The organism is Sphingopyxis sp. SCN 67-31 (assembly GCF_001725095.1).
Map to the genome: position 1 here is coordinate 44027 of NZ_MEFH01000050.1, position 25556 is coordinate 69582.

Here is a 25556-nt window from a genome sequence, read left to right on the forward strand (position 1 = left end):
CCCTCCCGTGCGCTGCCTAGGGTCCGCGCGCAACTGGGGAGAATGAGATGAAATCTGGTCTGTCGCTGATCGCCTTGGCGCTTGCCTTCGCAACGCCCGCCATGCTGCATGCCGAGGATGCCCCCGCTGACAAGGTAAAGGCGGAAAAATCCACCGACTATGAGCCGCAGGTTCGCACGACGAAGCTGTCGGGCACGTTCGGGGGGCAGCGCGTCGCCTATGCCGCGACGATCGGCGAAACGATCCTCAAGAACAAGGACGGCGTGCCCGAGGCCGCGATCGTCACCACATCCTATGTCAGGGAACCGCGCGATCCCAGCCGCCCGGTGACCTTCCTGTTCAACGGCGGCCCCGGTTCGGGTACCGTGTGGCTGATGATGGGCGCCTTCGGTCCGAAGCGCGTGGCGATCCCCAGCGACGCGCGCGACGACGGCGCTCCGCCCTATCCGATCGTCGATAATCCCGATTCACTGCTCGACGTCACCGACATCGTATTCATCGATCCCCCGGGCACCGGCTTTTCGCATCTGATCGGCAATGCCAAGCCCGAGGATTATTACGGCGTGACGCAGGATGCGAAGGCGGTCGCCGAAGTGATCCGCCGCTGGCTGAACGACAATGGCCGCTGGAACAGCCCCAAGTTCCTGGGCGGCGAAAGCTATGGCACGACGCGTTCGGCGGCGGTCGCCAACCAGTTGATGAACGTCACCTACAATGACGTCGGCCTCAACGGCATCATCCTGATCTCGACCGTGCTCGACTTTGCGGCCGGGTCCGACGCGCCGGGCAACGAGCTGGGCTTCATCACCAACCTGCCCTCGATGGCCGCAACCGCGCTCTATCACGGCAAGGCGAGCGCATCGTCGGTCGAGCAGTTCGTCGAGGAAGCGCGGCAATGGGCGATCGGCCCCTATGCCGCGGCGCTGCTGAAGGGGCAGAAGCTGCAGGGCGACGAGCGCGCGCAGATCCGCCGCGAGCTTTCGCGCTTCACCGGCCTGTCCGAAACCTTTCTGGAAAATGCCGACCTGCGCGTGACGCCGGGCCGTTTCTACAAGGAATTGCTGCGCGATCGCGGGCTGACCGTCGGACGGCTCGACAGCCGTTATACCGGCCGTGACTACGACAATGCCGGCGAAGAGCCCGACAACGATCCCAGCTTCTATGGCATCGACGCGAGCTATACCGCCGCGATCAACAGCTGGTCGCGCGAAACGCTGGGGTTCAAGACCGACCGCGAATATCAGTCGATCGGCGGCATCGGGCGGCTGTGGGACTGGCGCATCGGCGGGCGCGACACCAACGCCTATCTGAACGTCGCGCCCTATATCGGGCAGGCGCTGCGCGAGAACAGCGGACTGCGCGTGTTCGTCGGACAGGGCTATTACGACTTCGCGACGCCCTTCTTCGCCGCCGAATATTCGCTGTCGCGCACCGGCATCCCGCAGGACCGCGTCGAATATCAATATTATGCCGCGGGACACATGATGTATATCCGCGACGAGGACCGCCACAAGCTGGCGTCCGACATCCGCGCCTTCATCCGCGCGCGGTAAGGAAATGGACAGGGGCGCTTGATCGGCGCCCCTTTTCCGTTCAGCGCAGAACGCCCGCTGCCGCCTGTCGCCGCGCGTAGATGAAGAGCGCGATCGCGATGATCCAGACGCCAGCATAGAAGACCATGGGGAACGTCCCGAACAGGCGCTCCAGATCGCCATAATGCAACCCGAACTGATAGAAGCTGCTGACCGCAAGCCCGACCAGCGAGGCGGCGAACGCCGTCACCGCATGCCGGCTGCGCGCGAGCAACAGGATCGACCCCAGCACCGCGCCCCAGACGCCGAGCGCCCAGCCGGCGCTGGCCCATAGCGGAAAGCCGTGGAAATAGGCCTGCTGCTCGGGCGTGAAAGCGCTCAGATAATCGGCGTTGCGCAGCTTGGTCATCGTATAGTCGAACGCACCGATGGCGTTCCACAACAGGGTGAGAATGCCGACGATCCACAGATGGAACGGCGCCTTGCCCATTTCGCTCATATCTTCCTCCCTCCCCCGGAAAAGACGGAGCGATATCTATCATGTCCCGCTTGGCAAATCATCACCCAAGCACGATATGGCCGGCATGTGCGTCGTCGCCCTCGCCCGCCACGTCCATCCCGACTGGCCGCTGATCCTTGTCGGCAACCGCGACGAGTTTCATGCGCGGGCCGCCGCGCCGCTCGCGGAATGGGGCGACGGCAGCGGCATCATCGCCGGACGCGACCTGCAGGCGGGCGGAACCTGGCTGGGGGTGCATCCCGCAAGCGGGCGCGTCGTCGTCGTCACCAACGTCCGCGGCGCCCCGCCCGATCCCGGCCGTGAATCGCGCGGCGAACTGGTCGCCGACCTGCTGCGTGGTGACGGGCACTTCGCCGACCCGCAGTGCGCCGACCTCGACCGCTTCAACGCCTTCAACCTGCTGACGGTCGACCGGGGCGGCGCGCGGCTGCTGACCAACCGGCCGGAACCGCGCGTCGAAAGGCTGACGACGGGAATCCATGCGCTGGCGAACGAGCCGACCGACAGCCCATGTGCGCGGGCGACACGCCTGCGCGCGGCGCTGGCGTCAGCAACCGCGGCGGCGGCCGATCCCGAAACCTTGCTCGACATGCTCGTCGCGGACGACGCCCCGGCGCTGTTCCTGCACGGCGAAGCCTATGGCACGCGCTGTTCGACCCTCGTCGCCATCGCGGCGGACGGACGCGCACATATGGTCGAGCGCCGATACGAAGCGGGCGGCCGCCCCATCGGAACGACCGCCCTCGATTTTCGTACCGGTTTCTGAAGCCGCGGCGTCGGCCTACTTCGGCGCGAGCACCATCAGCATCTGGCGGCCCTCGGTGCGCGGATGCGCCTCGACCTTCGCGATCTCGGCGGTCATTTCGGCCACCTTCTGCAGCACGGCGAGGCCGAGCTGGGTGTGGCTCATCTCGCGGCCGCGGAAGCGCATCGTCATCTTGACCTTGTCGCCCTCGCCCAGGAAGTCGAACACCTTCTTCATCTTCACTTCGAAGTCGTGGTCGTCGATGTTCGGACGCATCTTGATCTCCTTGATCTCCTGCGTCTTCTGCGTCTTGCGGGCGGCATTGGCCTTTTTCTGGGCTTCGTACTTGAACTTGCCCACGTCGAGGAACTTGCACACCGGCGGGTCGGCGTTGGGGGAAACCTCGACCAGGTCGAGGCCGACCTCGGCCGCCTGTTCGATGGCTTCGGCAGTCAGCATTACGCCCAGATTTTCGCCTTCCTCGTCGATCACGCGGACCTTGGGAGAGGCGATGAACTCATTGTATCGCGGGCCGTTCTTCGGCGGCATAGGCGCCAGCGGGCGGCGGGTCATGGGCGGGCGTATAGCTGTATCTCCTCACATCATTTCGACAGGCACGCGGGCGCCCATGCGAAACATGGGCGGATGCGCGCACTGTCCATATAGTGAACGGGCGCGCGCCGTAAAGGCCGCGCGTGCCGATCGGGCGACACTTTCCGCCCGACTGTGGCGCCTATGCCACGCCCCGGCGCGTCACCATTTGGCCGGGGCGGGATCGACGACGCGGAAACCGCCGGCGCCCACCTCGCTGACCTCAAGCGCGCGAACCGCGATGCCGCGATTGTTGAATCGGAAGATGCCGTCGATACCGCCGAAACCGTCGGCCGCGAGCAGCCGGTTCACCGGAAAGGCGGTGCCGGGTTTCCAGTCGCGCGCGATGCGCACGGTCAGCAGCACCGAATCATAACCGAGGCTGGCGAGCCGATAGGGCGCCTTGCCGTAGCGGGCACGATATTTGGTCGCGAGCTGGCCGTAGAGACCGTCGGAAACGCTGGCGAACCACGCGCCGCGCATCGCGGCGTTGCTGCCGAGCGAGGCGTCGGTATTCCACAATTCGGTACCCAATATCTGCTTGCTGCCCGCGCCCTTGACGATCGGCACGGCGCGGATCGCATTGCCGCCGACATCGGCGATCAGCACCGCGTCCATCGCACCACCATTGGCGAGCCGCCGCGCCGCGCCGGTCAGCGCCGTCGCGGTGCGATCATAGGTTTCGACCGCGACCAGCGTCCCCCCGGCTTCGCGCACCGCGTCGCGGAACGCGGCCGCCGCGCGGTCGCCATAGACATTCTTGGGCACCAGCGCGCCGAAGCGCTGATGCCCCTTGCCGCGCGCGAAGGCGACGACGCGCTCGACCGACTGGCCCGGCACGAAGCCCAGGATGAAGACGCCGTTGCCCGCGACCCCGCTGTCGTTCGAGAAGCTGAGCACGGGCACCTTTGCCGCGCGCGCGATCGGCGCGACCGCCGCGACATCCTCGCTGAGCAGCGGACCCAGGATCAGGCGATTGCCATCGGCGACCGCCTGCCGCGCCGCCGCCGCGGCGCCGAGCGCCGTGTCGTAGGTGGTGATGCGAACCTTGTCGGCGCGCGTGTCGAGCAGCGCCAGCGTCGTCGCATTGGCGATCGCGGTGCCGACGTCGGCATTCGCCCCCGTCTGCGGCACGAGCAGCGCGACGCGGTGGCGATCGGTGTCGGTCGGCAGGCCAGGGCCCACGGTCTCGTCGGGGTTTTCGGGCGGCGGCGGCGCCGCGGGACCGCCCGATTTGGGCACGACCTGGCAGGCCGCGAGCAAGCCGCCGAGCGCCAGCGTCGCCATTCCACGCAGCAACCGGCGCCGCCGCAACGCATTGTCTTGGCGCTTGACGACGCTTTCTGCCATTTTCGGCGACATGCCGGATTCGACCATTTCTCAATCTCCCTTGCCCGGTCTCTATATCGTGGCGACCCCCATCGGCAACCTCGGCGACATCACGCCGCGCGCTGCGGCGTTGCTTGCCCGCGCCGACGTGATCGCCGCCGAAGACACGCGCGTGACGGCGAAGCTGCTGTCGCACCTGGGTTTGCGCGTTCCGATGACCCCCTATCACGACCATAGCGACGAACGCGCGCGCGCCGCGCTGGTTGCGCGCATGGAAACCGATGTGGTGGCGCTGGTGTCGGACGCGGGCACGCCGCTGATCTCCGATCCGGGGTATAAACTGGTGCGCGATGCGCGCGCGGCGGGGCGGCGCGTCACCACCCTGCCCGGCCCCTGCGCCGCGATCGCGGCGATCACCCTGTCGGGCCTGCCGAGCGACCGCTTCCTGTTCGCCGGCTTCCTGCCGTCCAAGGCCAAGGCGCGCGGCGAGGCCATCGCCGAACTCGCCGGGCTGCGCGCGACTTTGGTCTTCTATGAAAGCGGGCCGCGCCTCGCCGCGACGCTCGCCGCGCTGGCCGAGGGACTCGGCAACCGCGCCGCGGCCGTCGCGCGCGAGATCAGCAAATTATACGAGGAATGCATCACCGGCTCGCTCGGCGAACTGGCCGCACGCTATGCCGACGCGCCGCCGAAGGGCGAGATCGTCGTCATGGTCGCGCCGCCCGCCGACGACGCCGTCGAAGAGGCCGACGACGCGGCGGTCGACGATGCGCTGCGCACCGCGCTTGCCGATCAGCCGGTCGCCAAGGCGGCGAAGGCGGTCGCCAAACGCTATCGGCTCGACCGTCACACCATTTATGCCCGCGCGCTGGCGCTGAAGGACGAGGCGTGAACCGCGCGGTCGCCGAAGCGCGCGGCCGCCGCGCCGAAAATCGCGCCGCGTGGTGGCTGCGGCTGCACGGTTGGCGGATATTGGCCCGGCGGCTGCGCGTTCGCGTCGGCGAGGTTGATCTGGTCGCGCGGCGCGGGCGGACGGTCGCCTTCGTCGAGGTCAAGTGGCGCGACCGCGCCGCCGACCTCGACTTCGCGATCGACGCCTGGCGGCTACGCCGCGTCGCGGCGGCGGCGGAAATGCTCGCCCCGCGCTTCTCGCGGCCGGGCGACGCCATCCGTATCGACGTGATGCTGCTTGCGCCGCGGCGTTTGCCTCGCCATCTGGTCCACGTCTGGCAGCCCTGACGCGGCTCGCCTGGAAATTCGGTCGCCCCGGAAGGAGAATGAGATGACCCTGCGCGCCGCAGTGCAAATGGACCCGATGGACGGCATCAATATTGCCGGGGACAGCAGCTTTGCGCTGATGCTGAAGGCACTCGAACGCGGCCACACCCTCTATCATTACGACGTGCGTGGCCTGACATGGGAAGCGGGACGGCTGACCACTCCGGCGCATCCGGTGCTGGAGGTGAAGCGCGTGAAGGGCGACCATTACCGGTTCGGCGACCCCGTCACCCTCGACCTCGGCCGCGATGTCGATGTCGTGCTGATGCGGCAGGACCCGCCGTTCGACCTCGGCTATCTGACCGGCACCTGGCTGCTCGAGCGCATTCGGGACGAGACGCTGGTGGTCAATGATCCGGTGTCGGTTCGCAACGCGCCCGAAAAGGTGTTCGTGCTCGACTTTCCGCAGTTCATGCCGCCGACGATGGTCACGCGCGACCTGAACGCGGTGAAGGATTTCCACGCGCGGCACGGCGCGCTGGTGATCAAGCCGCTGCACGGCAACGGCGGCAAGGCGGTGTTCCGCATCGACGAGGCGGGCACCAATCTGGGCGCGCTGGTCGAACTGTTCGGACAGGTCTGGCCCGAACCCTTCATGGTGCAGCAGTTCCTGCCGAGCGTCAGCGAGGGCGACAAGCGCATCGTCCTGATCGACGGCGAGGTCGCGGGCGCGATCAACCGCAAGGCGGGCGAAGGCGAGTTCCGCGCCAACCTGGCGGTCGGCGGCTATGCCGAAGCGGCGGCGCTGACCCCGCGCGAAGAGGAAATCTGCGCCGCGCTCGCTCCCGCGCTCCGGGAACGCGGGCTGATCTTCGTCGGCATCGACGTGATCGGCGGCGAATGGCTGACCGAGATCAACGTCACCTCGCCCACCGGCATCGTCGCGATCGACAAGTTCAACAACAGCGACACCGTGGGGATGATCTGGGACGCGATCGAGCGGCGGGTCGGGTGACGGGTTCGATGACAGACGCGGATCGAACCGCCCTCCCCTCGCGTTAAGCCCCGCATGACCGATTTCATTCTCGATCTGATCCAGGCGTGGGGCTATTTCGGCATCTTCGTCCTGATGCTCCTCGAAAACGTCTTTCCGCCGATCCCGTCCGAGGTGATCATGGGGCTGGGCGGCGTCGCGGCCGCGCAGGGGCGCTTCGATTTCTGGACGCTCGTCGCGGTCGCCGTCGCGGGGACGACCGCGGGCAACTGGGTATGGTACGCGATCGGCCGCTGGATCGGCTATGAGCGGCTGAAGCCCTTCATCGACCGCCACGGCCGCTGGCTGACACTCGACTGGCGCGAGGTCGAGCGGCTGCACGCCGGTTTCCTGAAATATGGTCCCGGCATCGTCTTCGCGGCGCGCTTCATGCCCGTCGCGCGGACGATGGTGTCGCTGCCCGCGGGCATGGTGCGGATGAACCAGGCGAAATTCCTGCTGTGGACCGCCGCCGGATCGACGATCTGGATCGCCGCGCTGGCGGGCGCCGGGCAATGGTTCGGCAAGCGCTTCGCCGCGATCGAGCAGCTGGTCGGGCCGCTCGCGCTGATCGCGATCGGAACATTGATCCTGTTCTACCTGTGGCGCGTCGTCACCTGGAAGCCGCAGCGGCCCGGCGACTGAACGCCGGTCAGGCGCGCGGGTGCGCGTTGCGGTAGATGTCGAGCAGGTGCGCGGCGTCAACCGCAGTATAGACCTGCGTCGAAGCGAGGCTCGCGTGGCCGAGCAGTTCCTGTAACGACCGCAGGTCGGCACCGCCGGCGAGCAGATGCGTCGCGAAGCTGTGGCGCAGCGCGTGCGGTGTCGTGCGCTCCGGAAGCCCAAGGGCGCGGCGCGCCGACCGCACGCTCGCGCGCACGACGCCGGGCTGGAGCGGGCCGCCGCGCGCGCCGAGAAACAGCGGCGCCTCTTTCGCGATCGGCCATGGGCAGGCCTCGACGTAACGCGCTACCGCGGCGGCAACCGCGGGCAGGATCGGCACGATCCGCGTCTTGCCGCGCTTGCCGGTGACACGCAGCGTCTCGCCGAACGGGAGCGCGGCGCCGGTCAGCGACAGCGCTTCGCCGATGCGCAGCCCGGCGCCATAGAGCAGCAGCAGTAGCGCGAAATCGCGCGCGCCCGTCCAGCCCTGCCGGGCATTGTCCTCGACCTCGTGTGCAAGATCGAGCGCCTGGTCGGGCGCGACGGGGCGCGGCAGCCCCTTGCGGACGCGCGGCCCGCGCATCTGCGGTACGCTGGCATTCGAACCGCCGACGAAGCGCAGGAAGGTGCGGATTGCGGAGAGTTCGCGCGCGGCCGACGCGTTGCCAAGCCCCCCGGCGCGGCGCGCGGCCAGATAGGCGCGCAGGTCGCCGGCGGAGAGCGACCGCAGCATCGCCGCATCGACCGCACCGCCGCGATGCTCCATCAGGAAGGCGCAGAAACGCTCGGCCGTCGCGACATAGGCGCGGCGCGTATGCTCCGACCGGCGCCTTTCGTGCGCCAGATGGGCGTGCCAGTCGCGGATGATGTCCTGCGGCAAATCCGGATTCCGTTCGGGCTGAAAGGGCTTCGGAGGGCGAGTCTAGCCGGTCCGCACCACTTCCGAAAGAATCGAGTCGAGCAGCAATATCCCGGCGTCGGTGACCGCCAGCCGGTCGCCCTCCTGCCCCATGAGCCCCTGTCTCGCCAGTCGCGCCACCGCCCCCGCATCGATGAAGGCATCGCGTGCCAACCCGCTGCGCACTTCGACGCGCGTCAGGTCGACGCCCTCGATCAGGCGCAGGCCCATCAGCATCGCCTCGGTCGCGCGCTCGTGCGGCGGCAGGTCGGTTTCGACCTTCAGACCGTGGCCGTTGCGCGCGACGGCGGACAGGAAATTCTCGGGCTTGCGGTGCCGCTCGGTCGCCTGCGCGAGTCGCCGCCCGTGCGCGCCGGGGCCGATGCCGGCATAATCGCCATAGCGCCAATAGGTCAGGTTGTGCCGGCTCTCCTCGCCGCGGCGCGCGTGGTTCGACACTTCGTAGCGCGGCAGGTCGGCCGCGCGCGTCGCCGCCTGCGTCGCGTCGAACAGATCGGCGGCAGCATCGCCGTCGGGGATGACGAGATCGCCCTTCGCCGCGAGGGTGGCGAAGCGCGTCCCCGGCTCGATCGTCAGCTGATAGAGCGACAGATGGCCGGTGCCGAACGCCAGCGCCTCGGCAAGCTCCGCCTCCCACGCGGCGAGCGACTGGCCGGGACGCGCATAGATGAGGTCGAAACTGACGCGCGCGAAATACGCCTGCGCCGCGGCGATCGCCCGCCGCGCCTCGTCGCCGCTATGCGCCCGGCCCAGAAATTCAAGGATTTGCGGGTCGAAGCTTTGAACCCCTATCGATACGCGATTGACCCCGGCAGCGGCGAGCGCGGCGAAATTGGCGACTTCGACCGAATTGGGGTTCGCCTCCAGCGTGATCTCGCAATCGTCGGTCAGCCCCCACGCCGCGTCCGCCGCCGCGATCACCGCCGCGACCGTCTGCGGCGGCATCAGGCTAGGGGTGCCGCCGCCGAAGAAGATCGACGAAACCTTGCGACCCGGCAGCAGCGCCGCCTCGTGCCGCAGGTCGGCGAGCAACGCGTCGCGCCATGCCACTTGATCGACGCGCTCGCGAACATGGCTGTTGAAGTCGCAATAGGGGCATTTCGACACGCAGAACGGCCAGTGGACGTAAAGGGCGAGCGGTTCGGCCATGGGGAGCGATATAGGGCGCGGCGCGCGAATGTCAGCCGGCGATCAGGCGCCGGATATGATCGCGCACATCGTCCGGCCACTCCGCGATCAGACCGTCGAACGCCGCGCTATCGTCGCGGTACAGCGCGCGCAGCGCCTCTTCATAGCCCGGCAGGTTGCCGCACATATGGCTCATGAAATGATAGGCGGCATCCTTGCGCTTGCGACCGTCACCGGGCGCCCGGCTCGCAGCCTCGACCAGTCGGCGCAGCGCGGCGGAGGCGCCGCCGGGCTGCTCCGCCAGCCAGTCCCAATGCCGCGGCAGCAGCGTCACCTCGCGCGCCTTGACGCCGAGTCTCGGGCGACCCACCGACGGTGCCGGCGCGGTCGTCGCGGCGTCCCAATAGTCGAGGTCGACCGGCTTGCCGGTCGCATCGTCGAAAACGAGGATCGCGCCGAGGTCGCCCGGATAGCGCTCCTCCAGCCGTTGCCGGACGATCATGCGCGACCCCGATACGAGTGATGTGGCGCCAAGGAAGGCGGTTACGGTTTGAATATCTTGTTGCATGCCGGCCGATTACACCCGGATAAAATTGGGGTCAATAATATCCGGGTAAAATAAGCGATCAGCCGAAAACACCCGCCACCAGCTTCGCAAACGCATCGGCGCGGTGGCTGATCGCGTGCTTCTCGGTCGGGTCTATTTCCGCATAGGTCTGTGGCTTGCCGGACGGAACGAAGACCGGGTCATAACCAAAGCCCAGCGTGCCGCGCGGCGGCCAGGTCAGGCTGCCCTGCGCGCGCCCCTCAAAAACCTCGGCATGACCGTCGGGCCAGGCGAGCGCGAGGGTGCAGACGAAGCAGGCGCTGCGGTCGACCCCCGGTCCCTGTTCGGCGAGCAGTCCCTCGACCTTGCCCATCGCCATATACCAGTCGCGGCCGGCCCAATCTTTTCCCGGCTCGCCCTCGAACCATTGGCGTTCGGCCCAGTCGGCGGTGTAGACGCCCGGACGCCCGCCGAGCGCCGCGACCTCGAGTCCGCTGTCGTCGGCAAGCGCCGGCAGGCCCGCGGCGGAGGCGCTGGCGTGCGCCTTGAGCAATGCATTCTCGACGAAGGTCGTGCCCGTCTCGGCCGGCTCTGGCAGGCCGAGGTCGCCCGCCGACACCGAATCGATGCCATAAGGTGCGAGCAACGCCCGGATTTCGCGCACCTTGCCCGCATTATGGCTGGCGATGACGAGTTTGCCGGGAGCGAGTTTGCGGGTCACGTCAACGCCCCACCGCCTTCGCCTGCGCGGTGAAAATCTCGGTGCAGCCGATGCGGGCGAGGCGCAACAGGCGCAGCAGGCCTTCCTCGTCATAGGTCGCGCCCTCGGCGCTCGCCTGCACCTCGACGATCTGCCCCTTGCCGGTGAGCACGAAATTGCCGTCGGCCCCCGCGGTCGAATCCTCGTCATAGTCGAGGTCGAGCACCGCGGTGCCGTTGTGGATGCCGCACGAGACGGCGGCGACCTTGTCTTCGATCGGATCCTCGGCGATCGCCTTGGCGGCGAGAAGCTTGTCGACCGCGAGGCGCAGCGCGACCCACGCGCCGCTGATCGCCGCGGTGCGCGTCCCGCCATCGGCCTGGATCACGTCGCAGTCGAGTACGATCTGCCGCTCACCGAGCTTCTTCATATCGACGACGGCGCGCAGGCTGCGCCCGATAAGCCGCTGAATTTCCTGCGTGCGGCCCGACTGCTTGCCCTTCGCCGCCTCGCGGCTGCCGCGCGTGTGGGTGGCGCGGGGAAGCATGCCATATTCGGCGGTCACCCACCCCTGCCCCTTGCCGCGCAGGAAGGGCGGCACCTTTTCCTCGACGCTGGCGGTCACCAGCACCTTGGTGTTGCCGAAGGCGACCAGGACGCTGCCCTCGGCGTGAATGGTGAAGTCGGTTTCGATCGCGATGGGGCGCATCTGGTCGGGCGCGCGGCCGGAAGGGCGCATGTCGTATGTCTCCTCGTGAAGCTGTGCCGGCGCTTAGCGGCGTTGGCGTTCCGGCGCCACCCCTGCAATGCTTGCCCCCGCCCCGCCCCATCCCTAAATCTGCTTCCATGACCACGCCGCCGATCATCGAACTGACCACGCGCGCGCGCGACGTGTTCCGGCTGGTGGTCGATGCCTATCTGGAGACCGGCCAGCCGGTCGGATCGCGCACGCTGTCGAAACTCGCGACGCTCAACCTGTCGCCCGCCTCGATCCGCAACGTGATGCAGGACCTCGAGGAACTCGGCCTGCTCGCCAGCCCGCACACCAGCGCCGGGCGCCTGCCCACCGAGCAGGGGCTGCGCCTGTTCGTCGACGGGATGATGCAGGTCGCCGAACCGTCAGCCGAGGATCGCGCGCAGATCGAGGCGAGCCTGGCCGAGGGCGGGCCGATCGAAAGCGCGCTCGCGCACGCGACCGCCGCGCTGTCGGGCCTGTCGGCCTGTGCTGGGCTGGTGCTGGTTCCGAAGCACGAGCGGGTGCTGAAGCAGGTCGCCTTCGTCCCCATGTCCGACGAGCAGGCGCTCGTCGTCCTCGTCGCGGCCGACGGGACGGTGGAGAATCGCGTCATCGCGATCCCGCCGGGCCTCCAGCCCTCGACGCTGGTCGAGGCGGGCAATTATGTGTCGGCGATGCTTGCCGGCCTGACGCTGGCCGAGGCGCAGGCCCGCGTGCGGCGCGAACTGGAGGCCGAACGCATCGCGATCGACCGCGCCGCCGCCGACCTGGTGTCGCGCGGGCTGGCCATCTGGTCGGTCGACGGCACCGACCGGCCGGTGCTGATCGTGCGCGGTCAGGCGAATCTGCTCGACGAAAGCGCGGTCGGCGACCTCGACCGCGTGCGCCTGCTGCTCGACGAACTGGAGACGAAGCAGGACATCGCGCATCTGCTCGACAGCGCGCGCGAGGGCAGCGCGACGCGTATTTTCATCGGGTCGGAGAACAAGCTCTTTTCGCTGTCGGGTTCGTCGGTTATCGCCGCGCCCTATCATGGCAGCGACGGACGCGTCGTCGGCGTCGTTGGAGTAATCGGTCCGACACGCTTGAACTATGCGCGCATCGTACCCATGGTGGACTTTACCGCACAATCGCTCTCCAGACTGATACGATAGGGTTATGACGAACATCGAAAACGATACGCCAGTCGAAGACGGCCAGACCGAAGACTCCGCCGCCATCGAAACCCCGGCCGCAGAGCCGCAGGACGAGACGGCAAAGCTCGCCGAACAGCTTGCCGCGGTGCAGCAGGACCTGCTCTATGCGCGCGCCGAAACGCAGAATGTGCGCCGCCGCGCCGAAAAGGAGGTCGCCGACGCGCACGCCTATGCCGCGACCAAGTTCGCGCGCGACATATTGTCGGTCGCCGACAATCTGGGTCGCGCGCTGGCCGCGGTCAGCCCGCAACAGCGCGAGGACGAGACGTTCAAGGCGTTCGTCGCCGGTCTGGAAGCGACCGAGCGTGAGTTGATGGGCGTCTTCGAACGCCACGGCATCACTCGCATCGCCGCGATCGGCCTGCCGCTCGATCCGAACCAGCATCAAGCGATGCTCGAAGTGCCGAGCGACAAGGAGCCGGGCACGATCGTGCAGGAAATGCAGGCGGGCTACATGATGAAGGATCGCCTGCTGCGCCCCGCGATGGTCGGCGTGGCGAAGAAGGCGGATTGACGAAAACGCTCTCCCTTTGGGGAAGAGGGATGCGCAGCCTTGGCAACTCGTTGCCTGGGCGAAGCTGGGTGAGGGTTCAGGCGCTGGCGCAATAGCTCTCCCCCGCTGCGACTAGCGAACAAGTTCGCAAGTCTGCTGCCCTCTCCCCAAGGGGAGAGAGGAATTATGCCGCCTTGCGCATCTTCGCGAGCTTCTTCAGCACCATCTCGCGCTTCAGCCGCGACAGATGGTCGATGAAGAGAATGCCCTCCAGATGGTCGTGCTCGTGCTGGATGCACGTCGCCATCAGGCCGGTCATGCGTTCCTTGTGCGGCTGGCCGTCGGCGTCCTGCCATTCGACCGTCACCTCGGCGGGGCGCGTCACCTCGGCATATTGCTCGGGGACCGACAGGCAGCCTTCCTGATAGACGCTGTGCTCCTCCGAAAAGTCGGAGAAGACCGGGTTGATGAAGACGCGGGGGTCGCGAATCACCCGCTTCCCCTCTTCATCCTCGGGATCGGGTTCCTGAAGATCGATCACCAGGATGCGCTTCGGCACGCCGACCTGGATCGCGGCCAGCCCGATGCCGGGGGCGTCGTACATCGTCTCGAACATGTCGGCGACCAGCGTCTTCAGTTCGGCGTCGAACGTCTCGACGGGCTTCGAAATGACGCGCAGCCGCGGATCGGGGGTCTCTATGATGGGTAGCAGGGCCATGGGCGGGAGGTATGAACTCGCGGGCCCGCCGTCAACCCACCGGCCGCCGCGCGCGAAGAGCCTGCGCGAGCGTCCCTTCGTCGAGATAATCGAGCTCGCCGCCGACCGGCAGGCCGTGCGCGAGCTGGGTCAGGCGCACCGGAAATGATTCGAGACGTTCGGCGAGATAATGCGCGGTCGTCTGCCCCTCCAGCGTCGCGTTCATCGCCAACACCACCTCGTCGATGCCGCCCGCCGCGACGCGGGCGACGAGTGCGTCGATGCTCAGATCCTGCGGCCGCACGCCTTCGAGCGCCGACAGACGGCCGCCGAGGACATGATATTTGCCGGGGAAGAGCCGCGCCTTGTCGAGCGCCCATAGGTCCGACACCTCCTCGACCACGCACAGGCTGCGTGCGTCGCGGCGCGGGTCGGCGCAGATCGCGCAGGGATCGTGCGTATCGACATTGCCGCAGACGGTGCAGGTGACGAGCCGTTCGGACACGGTCTGGAGCGCGGCGAGCAGCGGCGCGAAGGCGCTTTCGCGTTTCTTCATCAGGTGCAGCACCGCGCGCCGCGCCGACCGCGGCCCGAGGCCGGGAAGCCGGGCGAGTTGCTGGACGAGGGCTTCAATCTCTTGCGATGCCATGACGGATGGTCTTAAGCGGCGCGCTGGAAATAACAATCACCTCCCCACCCGTTCGGGCTGAGCTTGTCGAAGCCCCGTCCTTATTCGGACGACGGCAAAGGGAAGAACGGCCCTTCGACAAGCTCAGGGCGAACGAAAAGGATGGGCCCGCAACCATGCGCATCGCCTTCATGGGAACGCCGCCCTTCGCGGTGCCGACGCTCGCCGCTCTGCACGCGGCGGGGCACGAGGTTGTGGCGGTCTATACCCAGCCGCCGCGCCCCGCGCGGCGCGGGAAGAAAGTGCAGCGCAGCGCCGTGCACGACTGGGCCGAGGCGCACGGCCTGCCCGTGCGCACGCCGAAAAGCCTGAAGGGCGCCGAGGAGCAGGCGGCGTTTGCGGCGCTCGACCTCGATGTCGCGGTGGTCGCCGCCTATGGCCTGATCCTGCCGCAGGCGGTGCTCGATGCGCCGCGCGCCGGGTGCCTCAACGTCCATGGCTCGATCCTGCCGCGCTGGCGCGGCGCGGCGCCGGTGCAGCGCGCGATCCTGGCGGGCGATGCCGAGACCGGGGTGACGATCATGCAGATGGACGCCGGGCTCGACACCGGTGCGATGCGGCTGATCGGACGCACGCCGGTCGATGGGAAGACGGCGGGCGAACTGACCGACGAGCTGGCGGCGATGGGCGCCCGGCTGATGGTGAAGGTACTAAGCGACCTCGATGCTTTTGCGCCCGAACCGCAACCCGACGCGGGCGCGACCTACGCCGCGAAGATCGACAAGAGCGAAGCGCGGCTCGATTTCCTGACCAGCGCGGTGCAGGTCGAACGGCAGATTCGCGCGTTCAACCCCGTCCCCGGCGCCTTTTTCGAACTCGACGACGAACGGTACAAGCTGCTCGCCGCCGAGGTCGTGCATCCGGCCGACACGGTCGCGGGCGCGACGCCGGGCATCACGCTCGATGATGCGCTGACGATCGCCTGCAACCCCGGCGCGATCCGCGCGACGCGAGTGCAGCGCGCGGGCAAGCCGGCGATGGACGCCGCCGAATTGCTGCGCGGGCGCCCGATCGCGAAGGGGGTGCGGCTGGCATGAAAGCGACCTCACTCCCTCACCACCCCGGACCTGATCCGGGATCCCGCTGCCGGGCGGCGCATAGCGGGACCCCGGATCAAGTCGGCATATATATCCCTCAGGCAAGTGGTGAGCTGTTCCCCGGCGAAAGCCGGGGTTCATGCGAGGCAGCGCCGTGCCATCTGGACCCCGGCTTTCGCCGGGGAACAGTGACTTGTCGAAAAGGGATAAGTGCCGATCAAGTCCGGGGTAACGGCAAGAAGGTTAGGCGCGTCCGATGACCCGCTTCGCTCTCACCATCGAATATGACGGCCGCCCCTTCATGGGCTGGCAGCGGCAATCGCACGGCCCCAGCGTCCAGCAGGCGCTGGAGGAGGCGGCCGCGCGCATCACGGGCGAGGCGGCGACGGTCCATGGCGCGGGGCGCACCGACGCCGGGGTCCACGCGATCGCGATGCGCGCGCATGTCGACATCGCCAAGCCGTTTACTCCCTTTCGCCTGATGGAGGCGCTGAACGCGCAGCTTCGCCCCGCCCCCGTCGCGGTGCTGGCGTGCGAAGCGGTCGCCGACGATTGGCACGCGCGCTTTTCGTGCCTGGGGCGCGCCTATGAATATCGCATCGTCAACCGCCGCGCGCCGCTGACCTGGGACAAGGGGCTGGCGTGGCAGTTCGCCAAACCGCTCGACGCGCAGGCCATGCACGGCGCGGCGCGGGCGCTGGTCGGACGGCATGATTTCACCACCTTCCGGTCGGTGCACTGCCAGGCCGAAAGCGCGGTGAAGACGCTCGACCGACTGAGCGTCAGCCGGCACGGCGACGAGGTGATCGTCGAGGCGGCGGCGCGCAGCTTCCTGCATCACCAGGTGCGCTCGATGGTCGGATGCCTCGTTCTCGTTGGGCAGGGAAAATGGTCGGCGCGCGACCTGAAAGCCGCGCTCGACGCGGCGGACCGCAGCGCGCTCGGGCTCAACGCGCCGCCGGATGGGCTTTATTTCGTGGAAGCGAAATATCCGTAACAAAGGTCGCCTCCGCGAAGGCGACGCATGAAAAAAGGGCGGCCCCGCGGGACCGCCCTTTTCGCTTGTCGGAATGCGGCGGGTTTAGCCCACCTTCTCCACATAATATTTCGGCGCATGCTCGTTGAGAATCTGGAGGATCTTCGCCTGCGCGGTCTTTTCGTCGCTTTCCTCCATCGCGGCGAGTTCGCGCGCGAGTCGGCTCGACGCCGCTTCGAAGATCTGGCGCTCCGAATAGCTCTGCTCGGGCTGATCGTCGGCGCGGAACAGGTCGCGCGTCACCTCGGCGATCGACACGAGGTCGCCCGAGTTGATCTTCGCTTCATATTCCTGCGCGCGGCGCGACCACATGGTGCGCTTCACCTTCGGCTTGGTGGTGAGCACCTGCAGCGCTTCCTTCAGCGTCTTGTCCGACGACAGCTTGCGCATGCCGACGCCTTCCGCCTTGTTGGTCGGGACGCGCAGGGTCATCTTTTCCTTTTCGAAGCGCAGGACATAGAGTTCGAGCTGCATGCCCGCGATTTCGGACTTCTGCAGTTCGATGACGCGCCCCACGCCATGTTTCGGATAAACGACATAGTCACCGACTTCAAAGACGAGCGTGTTTGCGGACATGCAAGTTCCTTTCTGTGGCCTTGCCGAGACGGGAAAAGCGCCAAAAGCCGGGTGCCTCCGCCCTCGCAGCGAGGGGGAACGAAGCAGTTCGGGCGGCGCTCGCCAGTCTATGACGACAAGGGATAGGCTCCATCGGAAACGACGAAAGCGCCCCCGGCCCAGCGGCGGGAAGAGGCAAACTGTCGGCGTGATGATAGATAGTATAACAGAGTCGCAACAAAATTGCCAGCCCCGCACGGAAATCCGCGGTTGGGCGCCTTGACGACCGGATCGACGCGTTTCAGGTTGAGACTGAATCACAGATAGGGATGCCGGCATGAAAGAGCAAATATGGTGAGTTACGGGCGCCTCGTCGGGGATCGGTGCGGCGCTGGCGCGCGGCCTGTTCACGCGCGGCGCAAGGCTGATCCTGTCGGGACGCAATGTCGCGGCGCTCGAGGAAGTGGCGAAGGATTGCGGCGCGGGCACGATGGTCCTGCCGTTCGAGGCGACCGATTTCGACGCGCTGCCGCGACTCGTCGAAGAGGCGTGGGGCTGGTGCGGCCGTATCGACGGGCTGGTGAACAACGCCGGCATCTCGCAGCGCAGCCTGGCGATCGACACCGATTTTTCGGTCTATGAAAAGATCATCGCGGTCGACCTGCTGGCACCGATCGCCCTTACCCAGCAACTCCTGCCGCGCATGATGGGTGCGGGCGGCGGCCAGATCGTCGCGATTTCGAGCGTCGCGGGGATCGCGGGCGTGCCGCTGCGCAGCGCCTATTGCGCCGCGAAGCACGGGCTGATCGGCTATCACGATAGCGTGCGCGCCGAAAACGAGCATCTGGGGCTCAAAGTACTGGTGGTCGCGCCGGGATCGGTCGCGACCAACGTCAGCCGCAACGCGCTCAACGCCGACGGCAGCGTGCGCGGGGAAAGCGACGCCGCGATCGACAACGGCCTGTCGCCCGAAACCGCGGCCGCGCAGATTCTGGACGCCGTCGCGCAGGGCAAACGCGAGATCGTCGTCGCGGAGGGCCCGGAGGCACAGATCGCCGCGCTGCGCCGCAGCGATCCCGACGCGCTGTTCGATCGGATGAGCGCGATGGTCCAGGCCGGCTATGCGAAACAGATGAAGGCCGAGCGCTAAGTCGACCCCTATCGTCATTACGAGCGGAGCGAAGCAATCCAGAGCGGTTTACGCAAGCTCTGGATTGCCGCGTCGCCTTCGGCTCCTCGCAATGACGAAACAAAGAAAAAGCCCCGCCGGATCACTCCGGCGGGGCTTTCTTTCACCCGGGACGGGAAGCGATTACATCGCGTGTCCCGCCAACGCCGCGAGCAGCAGCAGCGCGACGATGTTGGTGATCTTTATCATCGGGTTGACGGCCGGACCCGCGGTATCCTTGTAGGGATCGCCGACGGTGTCGCCGGTCACCGCGGCCTTGTGGGCTTCGCTGCCCTTGCCGCCGTGGTTGCCGTCCTCGATATATTTCTTGGCATTGTCCCACGCGCCGCCGCCCGAGGTCATCGACAGGGCGACGAACAGCCCGCCGACGATCACGCCGAGCAGCAGGGCGCCGAGCGCGGCAAAGCCGTTAGCCTGCCCCGCAACCGCCGAGATGACGTAATAGACGACGATCGGCGCCAGCACCGGCAGCAGCGAAGGAATGATCATCTCCTTGATCGCTGCCTTGGTGACGAGGTCGACCGTGCGCGCATAGTCGGGCTTCGAGGTGCCCGCCATGATACCGGGATCGCCTGCGAACTGTTCGCGCACGTCCTTGACCACGTCGCCCGCCGCGCGGCCGACGGCGGTCATCCCCATCGCGCCGAACAGATAGGGCAGCAGCGCGCCCAGCAGCAGCCCCACGATGACGTACGGATTTTCGAGGCTGAAATTGACCGTTAGATCGGGGAAGAATTCCCGAAGGTCGGTCGTATAGGCCGCGAAGAGAACCAGTGCAGCAAGCCCCGCCGAACCGATCGCATAGCCCTTCGTCACCGCCTTGGTCGTGTTGCCGACGGCGTCGAGCAGGTCGGTCTTTTCACGGACCGAATCGTCGAGGCCCGCCATTTCGGCGATCCCGCCGGCGTTGTCGGTCACCGGACCATAGGCGTCGAGCGCGACGACCATGCCGGCGAGCGCGAGCATCGCGGTCGCGCCATAGGCGATGCCGATCAGGCCCGCGAGCTGATAGGCGATGATGATCCCCGCGACGATGACGAGCGTCGGCAGCGCGGTGGCTTCGAGGCTGATCGCGAGGCCCTGGATCACGTTGGTGCCGTGGCCCGTTTCCGAAGCCTTGGCGATCGAGCGCACCGGACGGAAATTGGTGCCGGTGTAATATTCGGTGATCCAGATGATCAGGCCGGTGATGACGAGACCGAGCAGCGAGCAATAGAAGAGCGCGCGGCCGGTGAATTCGGTGCCCGCAATCGTCGCGTTCATGTCGCCGAGGACATAGCCGGTCGAAATCCAGATCGCCGGAACCGCCAGGATCGCCGAGACGAGGAAGCCCTTGTACATCGCGCCCATGACGTTGTTCGACCCGCCGAGGCGGACGAAATAGGTGCCGATGATCGAGGTGATGATGCACACGCCGCCGATCAGCAGCGGCAGCGCCATCAGGCCCGGCAGCAGGTCGCCCGCGCCCTTGAGCAGCAGCGCGGTCAGCACCATGGTGGCGCCGACGGTGACGACATAGGTTTCGAAGAGGTCGGCGGCCATGCCCGCGCAGTCGCCGACATTGTCGCCAACATTGTCGGCGATCACCGCGGGGTTGCGCGGATCGTCCTCCGGAATGCCGGCCTCGACCTTGCCGACGAGGTCGGCGCCGACGTCGGCGGCCTTGGTGAAGATGCCGCCGCCGAGACGCGCGAAGATCGAGATCAGCGAGGCGCCGAAGGCGAGCGCGACGAGGCCGTCGACGACCGTGCGGTCGTCGCCGCCGACCGTCCGGCCCATCTGGACCGTCAGCACCCAGTAGAAGACCGCGATCGCGAGCAGCGCGAGCCCGGCCACCAGCAGGCCGGTGATCGCACCGGCGCGGAACGCCAGCGTCAGACCCGCCTGCAGCCCCTTCTGCGCCGCCGCGGCGGTGCGGACGTTCGAGCGGACCGAGATGTTCATGCCGATGAACCCGGCAACGCCGGACAGGATCGCACCGATGGCGAAGCCCGAAGCCGAAATGGGACCGAGCGCCCAGAGGACGATCGCCGCGACGACGACGCCGACGATGGCGATGGTGCTGTACTGGCGCTTCAGATAGGCCTGCGCCCCTTCCTGGATGGCGCCTGCGATTTGCTGCATCTTTTCATTACCGGCCGAGGCGCCGAGCACCTGGCGGGAGGTAATGAATCCATAGAGCACGGCCAAAAGGCCGCACGCTATCGCGATCAAAACCGGATTCATGCGTGTCTGTTCCTTCCCCATTGAAGGAGGCGGACACAGGCTGGCAGTCGAGACGTCCGACTTGTCGATGCCGGTTCGCTCTTTCCCCTGATGCGACCGCCCCAATTGGTGGCGGGGTTATGGGAAGAAAGGCGGCCAAGGGCAAGCCTGGTTTTTCGGCGCCTCCGCCTCGTCCCGGATCAGTGCATGAAACCGAGCCGGTCGGGCAGTGCGACGCGCTGCGCTCCGTCGATCACCACGATCCCTTCGCCGACCCCGGCGTGGCCGATCGGGGTCACGGCGATATTGAGCGCCTCCGCCGTTGCACGGATGACGGCGCCGGCATCGGGATCGGCGGCGAACAATAGCTGATAATCGTCCCCCGCCGTGGTCGCCGCCAGCCGCGTGTCGAGCACGTCGGGGCGCACGGCGAGCAGCGCCGCCGACAGCGGCACCGCATCGAGCCGCAGCGTGATCCGGCAACCGCTCGCCGTCGCCATCCGCTGCGCGTCGATCAGCAACCCGTCGGACACGTCCATCATGGCGCGGACATGCGGCGCGAGCGCCTGCCCCAGTGTGAGCTGCGGCTGCGGGCGGCTATAGGCGGCGAGACACGTCTCGTTGGCGTCGATCTCCCCAAGTCGCATCGCGAGGCCGGCCCCGGCGTTGCCGATCGTCCCGCTGACCCAGAGCCGGTCGCCGGGCTTCATGCCGTTGCGCGACGGCGCACCCTCGGCCGGCGCCCGGCCGATGGCCGTCAGACCGAAGCTGCGCGGTGCCCCCGCCGGAACGCCGACGGTATCGCCTCCAAGCAGGGGCAGGCCGTAGCGGCGCAGCACGATGTCGAGTCCGTCGGCAAAGGCGGCGTCCCAGGCCGCATCGCCCGCCAGACTATAGCCGAGCAGCACCCCGACCGGCGTCGCGCCCTTCGCAGCCAGGTCGGAAAGGTTCACCGCGACGAGCTTCCATGCGACGTCCTGTGGGCGCTCGTCGGGGAGGAAATGCACGCCCTCGACGATCATGTCGTGGGTGAGGACGAGATCGCCCAGCACGGCGGCGTCGTCAGCGAGCCCGCGCGCAGCGGGATCGGTCGCGATGCCGCGCAGGCGGGCGATGAAATCGGCTTCGGTCACAACACAAACCCCGTTCGCCCTGAGCTTGTCGAAGGGCCGCCCTTTCCCTTGACGTCGCTAAAAGAAGGACGGGGCTTCGACAAGCTCAGCCCGAACGGCTGAAAGAACGGTTCACCCCTTCGCCCGCACATCCTTGCCGATCGCATCGAGCAGACCGTTGGCGAACCCTGCCTCGCGCCCGTCGAAGAAAGCCTTTGCGACATCGACATATTCGCTGACCACCGCGCCGACCGGCACATCGCCGCGCGCGATCAGTTCGTAGGCGCCGGCGCGCAAGATCGCTTTCATCGTGCGGTCGAGGCGGTCGAGCGTCCAGCCGCTCGCCAGCCGCGCGGCGATCGCGGCGTCGACCTCGGCCTGGCGCGCGAGCGCGCCCTTCACGATGTCGTCGAAGAAGGGGACGTCGGCCTCCACATATTCGGCATCCTCGATGATGGCGCCGATGCGATGCTGGTGGAATTCATGGAGCAGCTGTGCCGTAGGCGTGCCCTCCATCTCATGCTGATACAGCGCCTGCACGGCGGCGAGCCGTGCGGCGGAGCGGGACTGGGCGCGTTTGTTCATGGCTTTGCCTGTTCGAGTCTGTTCTGGACGCTGAGCGCATGGGCGGGAAGCCCCTCGGCCTCGGCGAGCGCGACCGCGGCCGGACCGATCGCCGCCAGCGCGCCCTCGTCGAGTGCGAGGAAGCTGGTGCGCTTCATGAAGTCGGCGACCGACAGCCCGCTCGAAAAGCGCGCACGGCGGCCGGTGGGGAGGACATGATTGGGGCCGGCGACATAATCGCCGATCGCTTCGGGCGTCTGGCGGCCGAGGAAGACCGAGCCGGCGTGGCGCACCTTGGCGAAGAGCGCGTCGGCTTCGGCCGCATCGACCGCGAGTTCGAGATGCTCGGGCGCGAGCCGGTCGCACAAGGGGATCGCGTCGGCCAGCGTCGGCACGATAACGATCGCGCCATTGGCATCCCAGCTCGCGGCCATCGTCCCCGCGGTGGCGAGCGTCGGGATGACTGTGGCGACCGCCGCCGCTACCGCATCGGCGAAAGCATTATCATCGGTGAAGAGGATCGACTGGCTCGTCGGGTCGTGCTCGGCCTGGCTGAGCAGGTCGGCGGCGATGACATGCGGGTCGTTCCGGGCGTCGGCGACGACGACGATCTCGCTCGGACCCGCGACCATGTCGATGCCGACGACACCGTAAAGCTGGCGCTTCGCCTCGGCGACCCAGGCGTTGCCGGGGCCGGTGACGACATCGACGGGCGCGATCCGATCGGTGCCATAGGCAAGCGCGGCGACCGCCTGCGCGCCGCCGACGCGCCATATCTCGTCGACGCCGCCGATATGCGCCGCCGCCATGACGACGGGATTGATCGTGCCGTCGGGTGTCGGCGTGACCATCACGATGCGCTCGACCCCTGCGACCTTGGCGGGAAGGATGTTCATCAGCACCGACGAGGGATAGGCGGCGCGTCCGCCGGGAACATAGACCCCCGCCGCATCGACCGCGCGCCAGCGCGCGCCGAGCCGCGCGCCCGCCGCGTCGCGATAGTCGCGGTCCGCCGGACGCTGCGCTGCGTGATAGGCGCGGATGCGCTCCGCTGCGAGGTCGAGCGCCGCGCGCAGGCCGGGCGCGAGCGCGTCATAGGCGGCGGCGCATTGCTGCTTCGAGATGCTCCAGCCGCTCGCGTCGAGGTCGAAGCGGTCGAAGCGGCGCGTATAGTCGGCCAGCGCCGCGTCGCCTTCCGCCTTCACCCGCGCGATGATCGCGGCCACGTCGGCCGAGACGCCCGAATCGCTTTCGCGCCGGTCGTCGACCAGCGCGTCGAAGGCGGCACGAAAACCAGGAGCGGAGGCGTCGAGCCGTCGCACTCAATTTCCTCCGGCGGGACTCGACACGGCCTCGCGGAACCGTTCGACCAGCGCCGGCACCTCGGCCGAGCGCAGCTTGAACGCCGCGCGGTTGACGATCAGCCGCGCCGACACCTCGCTGATCACCGTCTGTTCGGCGAGTGCGTTCTCGACCAGCGTGCGCCCCGTCGAGACGAGGTCGACGATATGCGACGCGAGTCCCAGCTTCGGCGCGATTTCCATCGCGCCGTTGAGCTTGATGCATTCGGCCTGGATGCCCTGCCCCTCGAACCAGCGGCGCGTCGTCGCGGGATATTTGGTCGCGACGCGGATATGGCTGGCGCCCCCGAAGTCGGCGGCGCCCGGCGGCGTACTGCCCGCCGGCCCGGCGAGCGACAGGCGGCAGTGGCCGATGCCGAGATCGACGGGCGCGTAAAGTTCCGAATAATCGAACTCGTCGATCACGTCGGACCCGACGATGCCGAGTTGTGCCGCGCCGTGCGCGACGAAGGTCGCGACGTCGAACGCGCGCACGCGGATCAGCGAGACATGCGGCTGGTTCGTCCCGAACACCAGCGCGCGGCTCTTCTTGTCGAAGAAATCCGCCGCGGGCTCGATGCCGACGCGCGCGAGCAGCGGCAGCGCCTCGTCGAGGATGCGTCCCTTGGGGATGGCAAAGATGATCGGTTCGGGCATAAGCACCGCGCCCATAAGCGGCGACGGGAGAAAGGGCAATGAGCGAGCGCTACGAGTTCATCGACATCGGCGCGACCGGCGCCGATGCGGTGCGCACCGCCTTCAGGAACCAGGTCGCCTATTGCCGCGCCGCCGACGCCCCCGTGACGGCGCGGATCGTCGCGGCGCTCGCGACGCTGATCGACGCGCCCGCGACCGGATTCGCCCGGCGCATGGCGGAATGGCAGGGCGCGCCGCTTGCCGACGCGCTGCCGCTGCGCGCCGCGGGCGGGCTGCATGCGCTGCACTTGTCGGGCGCCGCGCCCGAGCTTGCACCCATCTATGCCGATGCCGACGACATCAACGACGCCGCGATCGTCGCCGGAGTCGTCCAGCGGCAAGAGGCGGCGCTGCTGCCGTGGCTCGACGGTCCGCCGCAAACCAACGAGGCGGGGCGGTCGTCGAACTTCATCGCAGCGATGCTGTGGCTCGCCGAGCAAGGCCTGCCGCCGCGCTTCGACTGCCTCGAAATCGGGTCGAGCGCGGGGATCAACCTGATGATCGACCGTTATCATTACGATCTGGGCGGCGTGCATGTCGGACCTCGACCCGGCGCCATGGCCTTCACCCCCGAATGGCAGGGAAACCATCCGCCGCAGCTGCCGATCGAGATCGCGGCCCTGAAGGGATGCGACGTCGCACCGGTCGACCTGACCGATCCCGCGCAGGCGCTGCAGCTCAAGGCCTATATCTGGCCCGAGCATGCGGTGCGCTTCGCACGCATGGAAGCGGCGATCGCTGCCGCGCGCGAAAGGACACCGGATCTCGTCCGCGCCACCGCCGCCGATTTCGTCGAGGCCGAACTGAAGAAGCCGCAGGCCGCGGGCACGACGCGCGTGCTAATGCACTCGATCGTCTGGCAATATGTGCCCGAGAACCAGCAGATGCGCGTGACGACCGCGATGGAGGAAGCCGGCGCCGAAGCGACGCCCGACCGCCCGCTCGCCTGGATCGCGCTCGAAGCCAACCGCACCGTGCATCATCACGAACTGGTCGTGCGCCATTGGCCCGGCGGCGAAGCGGGCCGCCTGCTCGCGCGCTCGCACCCGCATGGCGCGTGGATCGAGTGGACCGGATAATCGGAAAC

General features: G+C 67.7%; 27 protein-coding genes and 1 pseudogene. 12 read left to right on the plus strand and 16 right to left on the minus strand.

Annotation, left to right across the window (positions count from 1 at the left end; genetic code table 11):
• The first annotated feature begins 47 nt into the window (after nucleotides 1–47).
• Complete coding sequence (locus ABS88_RS06375) at nucleotides 48–1553, plus strand: S10 family peptidase (protein WP_076074796.1); 1506 nt, start codon at nucleotides 48–50, stop codon at nucleotides 1551–1553.
• 40 nt (nucleotides 1554–1593) lie between these two features.
• On the opposite strand, the gene ABS88_RS06380 is transcribed toward ABS88_RS06375, so the two are convergent.
• Entirely contained in the window at nucleotides 1594–2031 is a 438-nt protein-coding gene (locus tag ABS88_RS06380) for a hypothetical protein (RefSeq protein ID WP_076074793.1), read from the minus strand.
• Nucleotides 2032–2116: 85 nt separating this feature from the next.
• Here ABS88_RS06380 and ABS88_RS06385 point away from each other — a divergent pair, with 85 nt between their 5' ends.
• Nucleotides 2117–2818, plus strand: coding sequence for an NRDE family protein (locus ABS88_RS06385; RefSeq protein ID WP_076077707.1), 702 nt, complete (start codon nucleotides 2117–2119; stop codon nucleotides 2816–2818).
• Between the two features lie 15 nt (nucleotides 2819–2833).
• Here the strand turns inward: ABS88_RS06385 and infC are convergent, their stop codons facing one another.
• Complete coding sequence (infC, locus tag ABS88_RS06390) at nucleotides 2834–3370, minus strand: translation initiation factor IF-3 (RefSeq protein WP_067108361.1); 537 nt, start codon at nucleotides 3368–3370, stop codon at nucleotides 2834–2836.
• A 180-nt stretch (nucleotides 3371–3550) separates the two neighbouring features.
• Nucleotides 3551–4675, minus strand: coding sequence for a penicillin-binding protein activator (locus tag ABS88_RS06395; RefSeq protein WP_234002661.1), 1125 nt, complete (start codon nucleotides 4673–4675; stop codon nucleotides 3551–3553).
• A gap of 73 nt (nucleotides 4676–4748) precedes the next feature.
• On the opposite strand from ABS88_RS06395, the gene rsmI reads away from it, so the two are divergent.
• Genes rsmI through ABS88_RS06415 form a run of 4 tightly spaced genes read left to right on the plus strand, consistent with a single transcriptional unit; the run spans nucleotide 4749 to nucleotide 7613 of the window.
• Nucleotides 4749–5609 carry a 16S rRNA (cytidine(1402)-2'-O)-methyltransferase gene (gene rsmI / locus ABS88_RS06400; RefSeq protein ID WP_212597478.1) on the plus strand — a complete coding sequence of 287 codons (861 nt, stop codon included), beginning with the start codon at nucleotides 4749–4751 and terminating at the stop codon, nucleotides 5607–5609.
• Nucleotides 5606–5956 carry a YraN family protein gene (locus ABS88_RS06405; RefSeq protein ID WP_067108355.1) on the plus strand — a complete coding sequence of 117 codons (351 nt, stop codon included), beginning with the start codon at nucleotides 5606–5608 and terminating at the stop codon, nucleotides 5954–5956. Before rsmI ends, ABS88_RS06405 begins: the two co-directional genes overlap by 4 nt.
• Before the next feature lie 43 nt (nucleotides 5957–5999).
• Nucleotides 6000–6950, plus strand: a complete 951-nt coding sequence (gene gshB, locus ABS88_RS06410; RefSeq protein WP_076074788.1) for a glutathione synthase — start codon at nucleotides 6000–6002, stop codon at nucleotides 6948–6950.
• A gap of 54 nt (nucleotides 6951–7004) precedes the next feature.
• Nucleotides 7005–7613, plus strand: coding sequence for a DedA family protein (locus ABS88_RS06415; RefSeq protein ID WP_076074786.1), 609 nt, complete (start codon nucleotides 7005–7007; stop codon nucleotides 7611–7613).
• Nucleotides 7614–7620: 7 nt separating this feature from the next.
• Here ABS88_RS06415 and ABS88_RS06420 read toward each other — a convergent pair whose 3' ends face one another.
• From ABS88_RS06420 to rph, 5 genes are read right to left on the minus strand one after another with little or no spacing between them, the layout of a single operon-like run.
• A complete protein-coding gene (locus tag ABS88_RS06420; RefSeq protein ID WP_076074784.1) occupies nucleotides 7621–8511 on the minus strand; it encodes a tyrosine recombinase XerC in 891 nt (296 codons plus the stop codon).
• Nucleotides 8512–8553: 42 nt separating this feature from the next.
• Nucleotides 8554–9699, minus strand: coding sequence for a radical SAM family heme chaperone HemW (gene hemW / locus ABS88_RS06425; RefSeq protein WP_104959472.1), 1146 nt, complete (start codon nucleotides 9697–9699; stop codon nucleotides 8554–8556).
• A 31-nt stretch (nucleotides 9700–9730) separates the two neighbouring features.
• On the minus strand, nucleotides 9731–10246 hold the full coding sequence (locus ABS88_RS06430; protein WP_083675057.1) for a DUF2239 family protein: 516 nt from the start codon (nucleotides 10244–10246) through the stop codon (nucleotides 9731–9733).
• A gap of 58 nt (nucleotides 10247–10304) precedes the next feature.
• On the minus strand, nucleotides 10305–10946 hold the full coding sequence (gene rdgB / locus ABS88_RS06435; RefSeq protein WP_076074779.1) for an RdgB/HAM1 family non-canonical purine NTP pyrophosphatase: 642 nt from the start codon (nucleotides 10944–10946) through the stop codon (nucleotides 10305–10307).
• Nucleotide 10947: 1 nt separating this feature from the next.
• A complete protein-coding gene (rph, locus tag ABS88_RS06440; RefSeq protein WP_076074776.1) occupies nucleotides 10948–11664 on the minus strand; it encodes a ribonuclease PH in 717 nt (238 codons plus the stop codon).
• 107 nt (nucleotides 11665–11771) lie between these two features.
• On the opposite strand from rph, the gene hrcA reads away from it, so the two are divergent.
• Both hrcA and grpE read left to right on the plus strand, forming a co-directional pair.
• Nucleotides 11772–12815, plus strand: a complete 1044-nt coding sequence (gene hrcA, locus ABS88_RS06445) for a heat-inducible transcriptional repressor HrcA (RefSeq protein WP_076074773.1) — start codon at nucleotides 11772–11774, stop codon at nucleotides 12813–12815.
• Between the two features lie 4 nt (nucleotides 12816–12819).
• Complete coding sequence (grpE, locus tag ABS88_RS06450; RefSeq protein ID WP_076074771.1) at nucleotides 12820–13371, plus strand: nucleotide exchange factor GrpE; 552 nt, start codon at nucleotides 12820–12822, stop codon at nucleotides 13369–13371.
• Nucleotides 13372–13534: 163 nt separating this feature from the next.
• Here the strand turns inward: grpE and def are convergent, their stop codons facing one another.
• On the minus strand, nucleotides 13535–14068 hold the full coding sequence (def, locus tag ABS88_RS06455; protein ID WP_067182555.1) for a peptide deformylase: 534 nt from the start codon (nucleotides 14066–14068) through the stop codon (nucleotides 13535–13537).
• A gap of 31 nt (nucleotides 14069–14099) precedes the next feature.
• Nucleotides 14100–14696 (minus strand): recombination mediator RecR, encoded by a 597-nt coding sequence (recR, locus tag ABS88_RS06460; RefSeq protein WP_076074766.1) that lies wholly within the window; start codon nucleotides 14694–14696, stop codon nucleotides 14100–14102.
• Nucleotides 14697–14851: 155 nt separating this feature from the next.
• Here recR and fmt point away from each other — a divergent pair, with 155 nt between their 5' ends.
• Both fmt and truA read left to right on the plus strand, forming a co-directional pair.
• Nucleotides 14852–15772, plus strand: coding sequence for a methionyl-tRNA formyltransferase (gene fmt / locus ABS88_RS06465; protein WP_076074763.1), 921 nt, complete (start codon nucleotides 14852–14854; stop codon nucleotides 15770–15772).
• Between the two features lie 256 nt (nucleotides 15773–16028).
• The gene (truA, locus tag ABS88_RS06470; protein WP_076074759.1) at nucleotides 16029–16769 is read left to right on the plus strand and encodes a tRNA pseudouridine(38-40) synthase TruA; all 741 of its coding nucleotides are present in this window, start codon (nucleotides 16029–16031) and stop codon (nucleotides 16767–16769) included.
• An 84-nt stretch (nucleotides 16770–16853) separates the two neighbouring features.
• Here the strand turns inward: truA and ABS88_RS06475 are convergent, their stop codons facing one another.
• A complete protein-coding gene (locus tag ABS88_RS06475) occupies nucleotides 16854–17384 on the minus strand; it encodes a CarD family transcriptional regulator (protein WP_067106297.1) in 531 nt (176 codons plus the stop codon).
• Nucleotides 17385–17733: 349 nt separating this feature from the next.
• Between ABS88_RS06475 and ABS88_RS06480 the strand changes: the two are divergent.
• Nucleotides 17734–18513 (plus strand): annotated as a pseudogene (locus tag ABS88_RS06480) (SDR family NAD(P)-dependent oxidoreductase); the annotation flags it as partial.
• A 162-nt stretch (nucleotides 18514–18675) separates the two neighbouring features.
• On the opposite strand, the gene ABS88_RS06485 reads toward ABS88_RS06480, so the two are convergent.
• From ABS88_RS06485 to hisG, 5 genes are all read right to left on the minus strand, one after another.
• Nucleotides 18676–20778 (minus strand): sodium-translocating pyrophosphatase, encoded by a 2103-nt coding sequence (locus ABS88_RS06485; protein ID WP_067106292.1) that lies wholly within the window; start codon nucleotides 20776–20778, stop codon nucleotides 18676–18678.
• Between the two features lie 179 nt (nucleotides 20779–20957).
• On the minus strand, nucleotides 20958–21890 hold the full coding sequence (gene thiL / locus ABS88_RS06490; RefSeq protein WP_076074753.1) for a thiamine-phosphate kinase: 933 nt from the start codon (nucleotides 21888–21890) through the stop codon (nucleotides 20958–20960).
• A gap of 111 nt (nucleotides 21891–22001) precedes the next feature.
• The gene (nusB, locus tag ABS88_RS06495; protein WP_076074750.1) at nucleotides 22002–22454 is read right to left on the minus strand and encodes a transcription antitermination factor NusB; all 453 of its coding nucleotides are present in this window, start codon (nucleotides 22452–22454) and stop codon (nucleotides 22002–22004) included.
• A complete protein-coding gene (gene hisD, locus ABS88_RS06500) occupies nucleotides 22451–23755 on the minus strand; it encodes a histidinol dehydrogenase (RefSeq protein WP_067182546.1) in 1305 nt (434 codons plus the stop codon). The genes nusB and hisD overlap by 4 nt, the downstream gene beginning before the upstream one ends.
• Complete coding sequence (hisG, locus tag ABS88_RS06505; RefSeq protein WP_104960315.1) at nucleotides 23756–24430, minus strand: ATP phosphoribosyltransferase; 675 nt, start codon at nucleotides 24428–24430, stop codon at nucleotides 23756–23758.
• Nucleotides 24431–24468: 38 nt separating this feature from the next.
• On the opposite strand from hisG, the gene ABS88_RS06510 reads away from it, so the two are divergent.
• Nucleotides 24469–25548 (plus strand): DUF2332 domain-containing protein, encoded by a 1080-nt coding sequence (locus tag ABS88_RS06510; protein ID WP_076074748.1) that lies wholly within the window; start codon nucleotides 24469–24471, stop codon nucleotides 25546–25548.
• The last annotated feature ends 8 nt before the right edge of the window (nucleotides 25549–25556 follow it).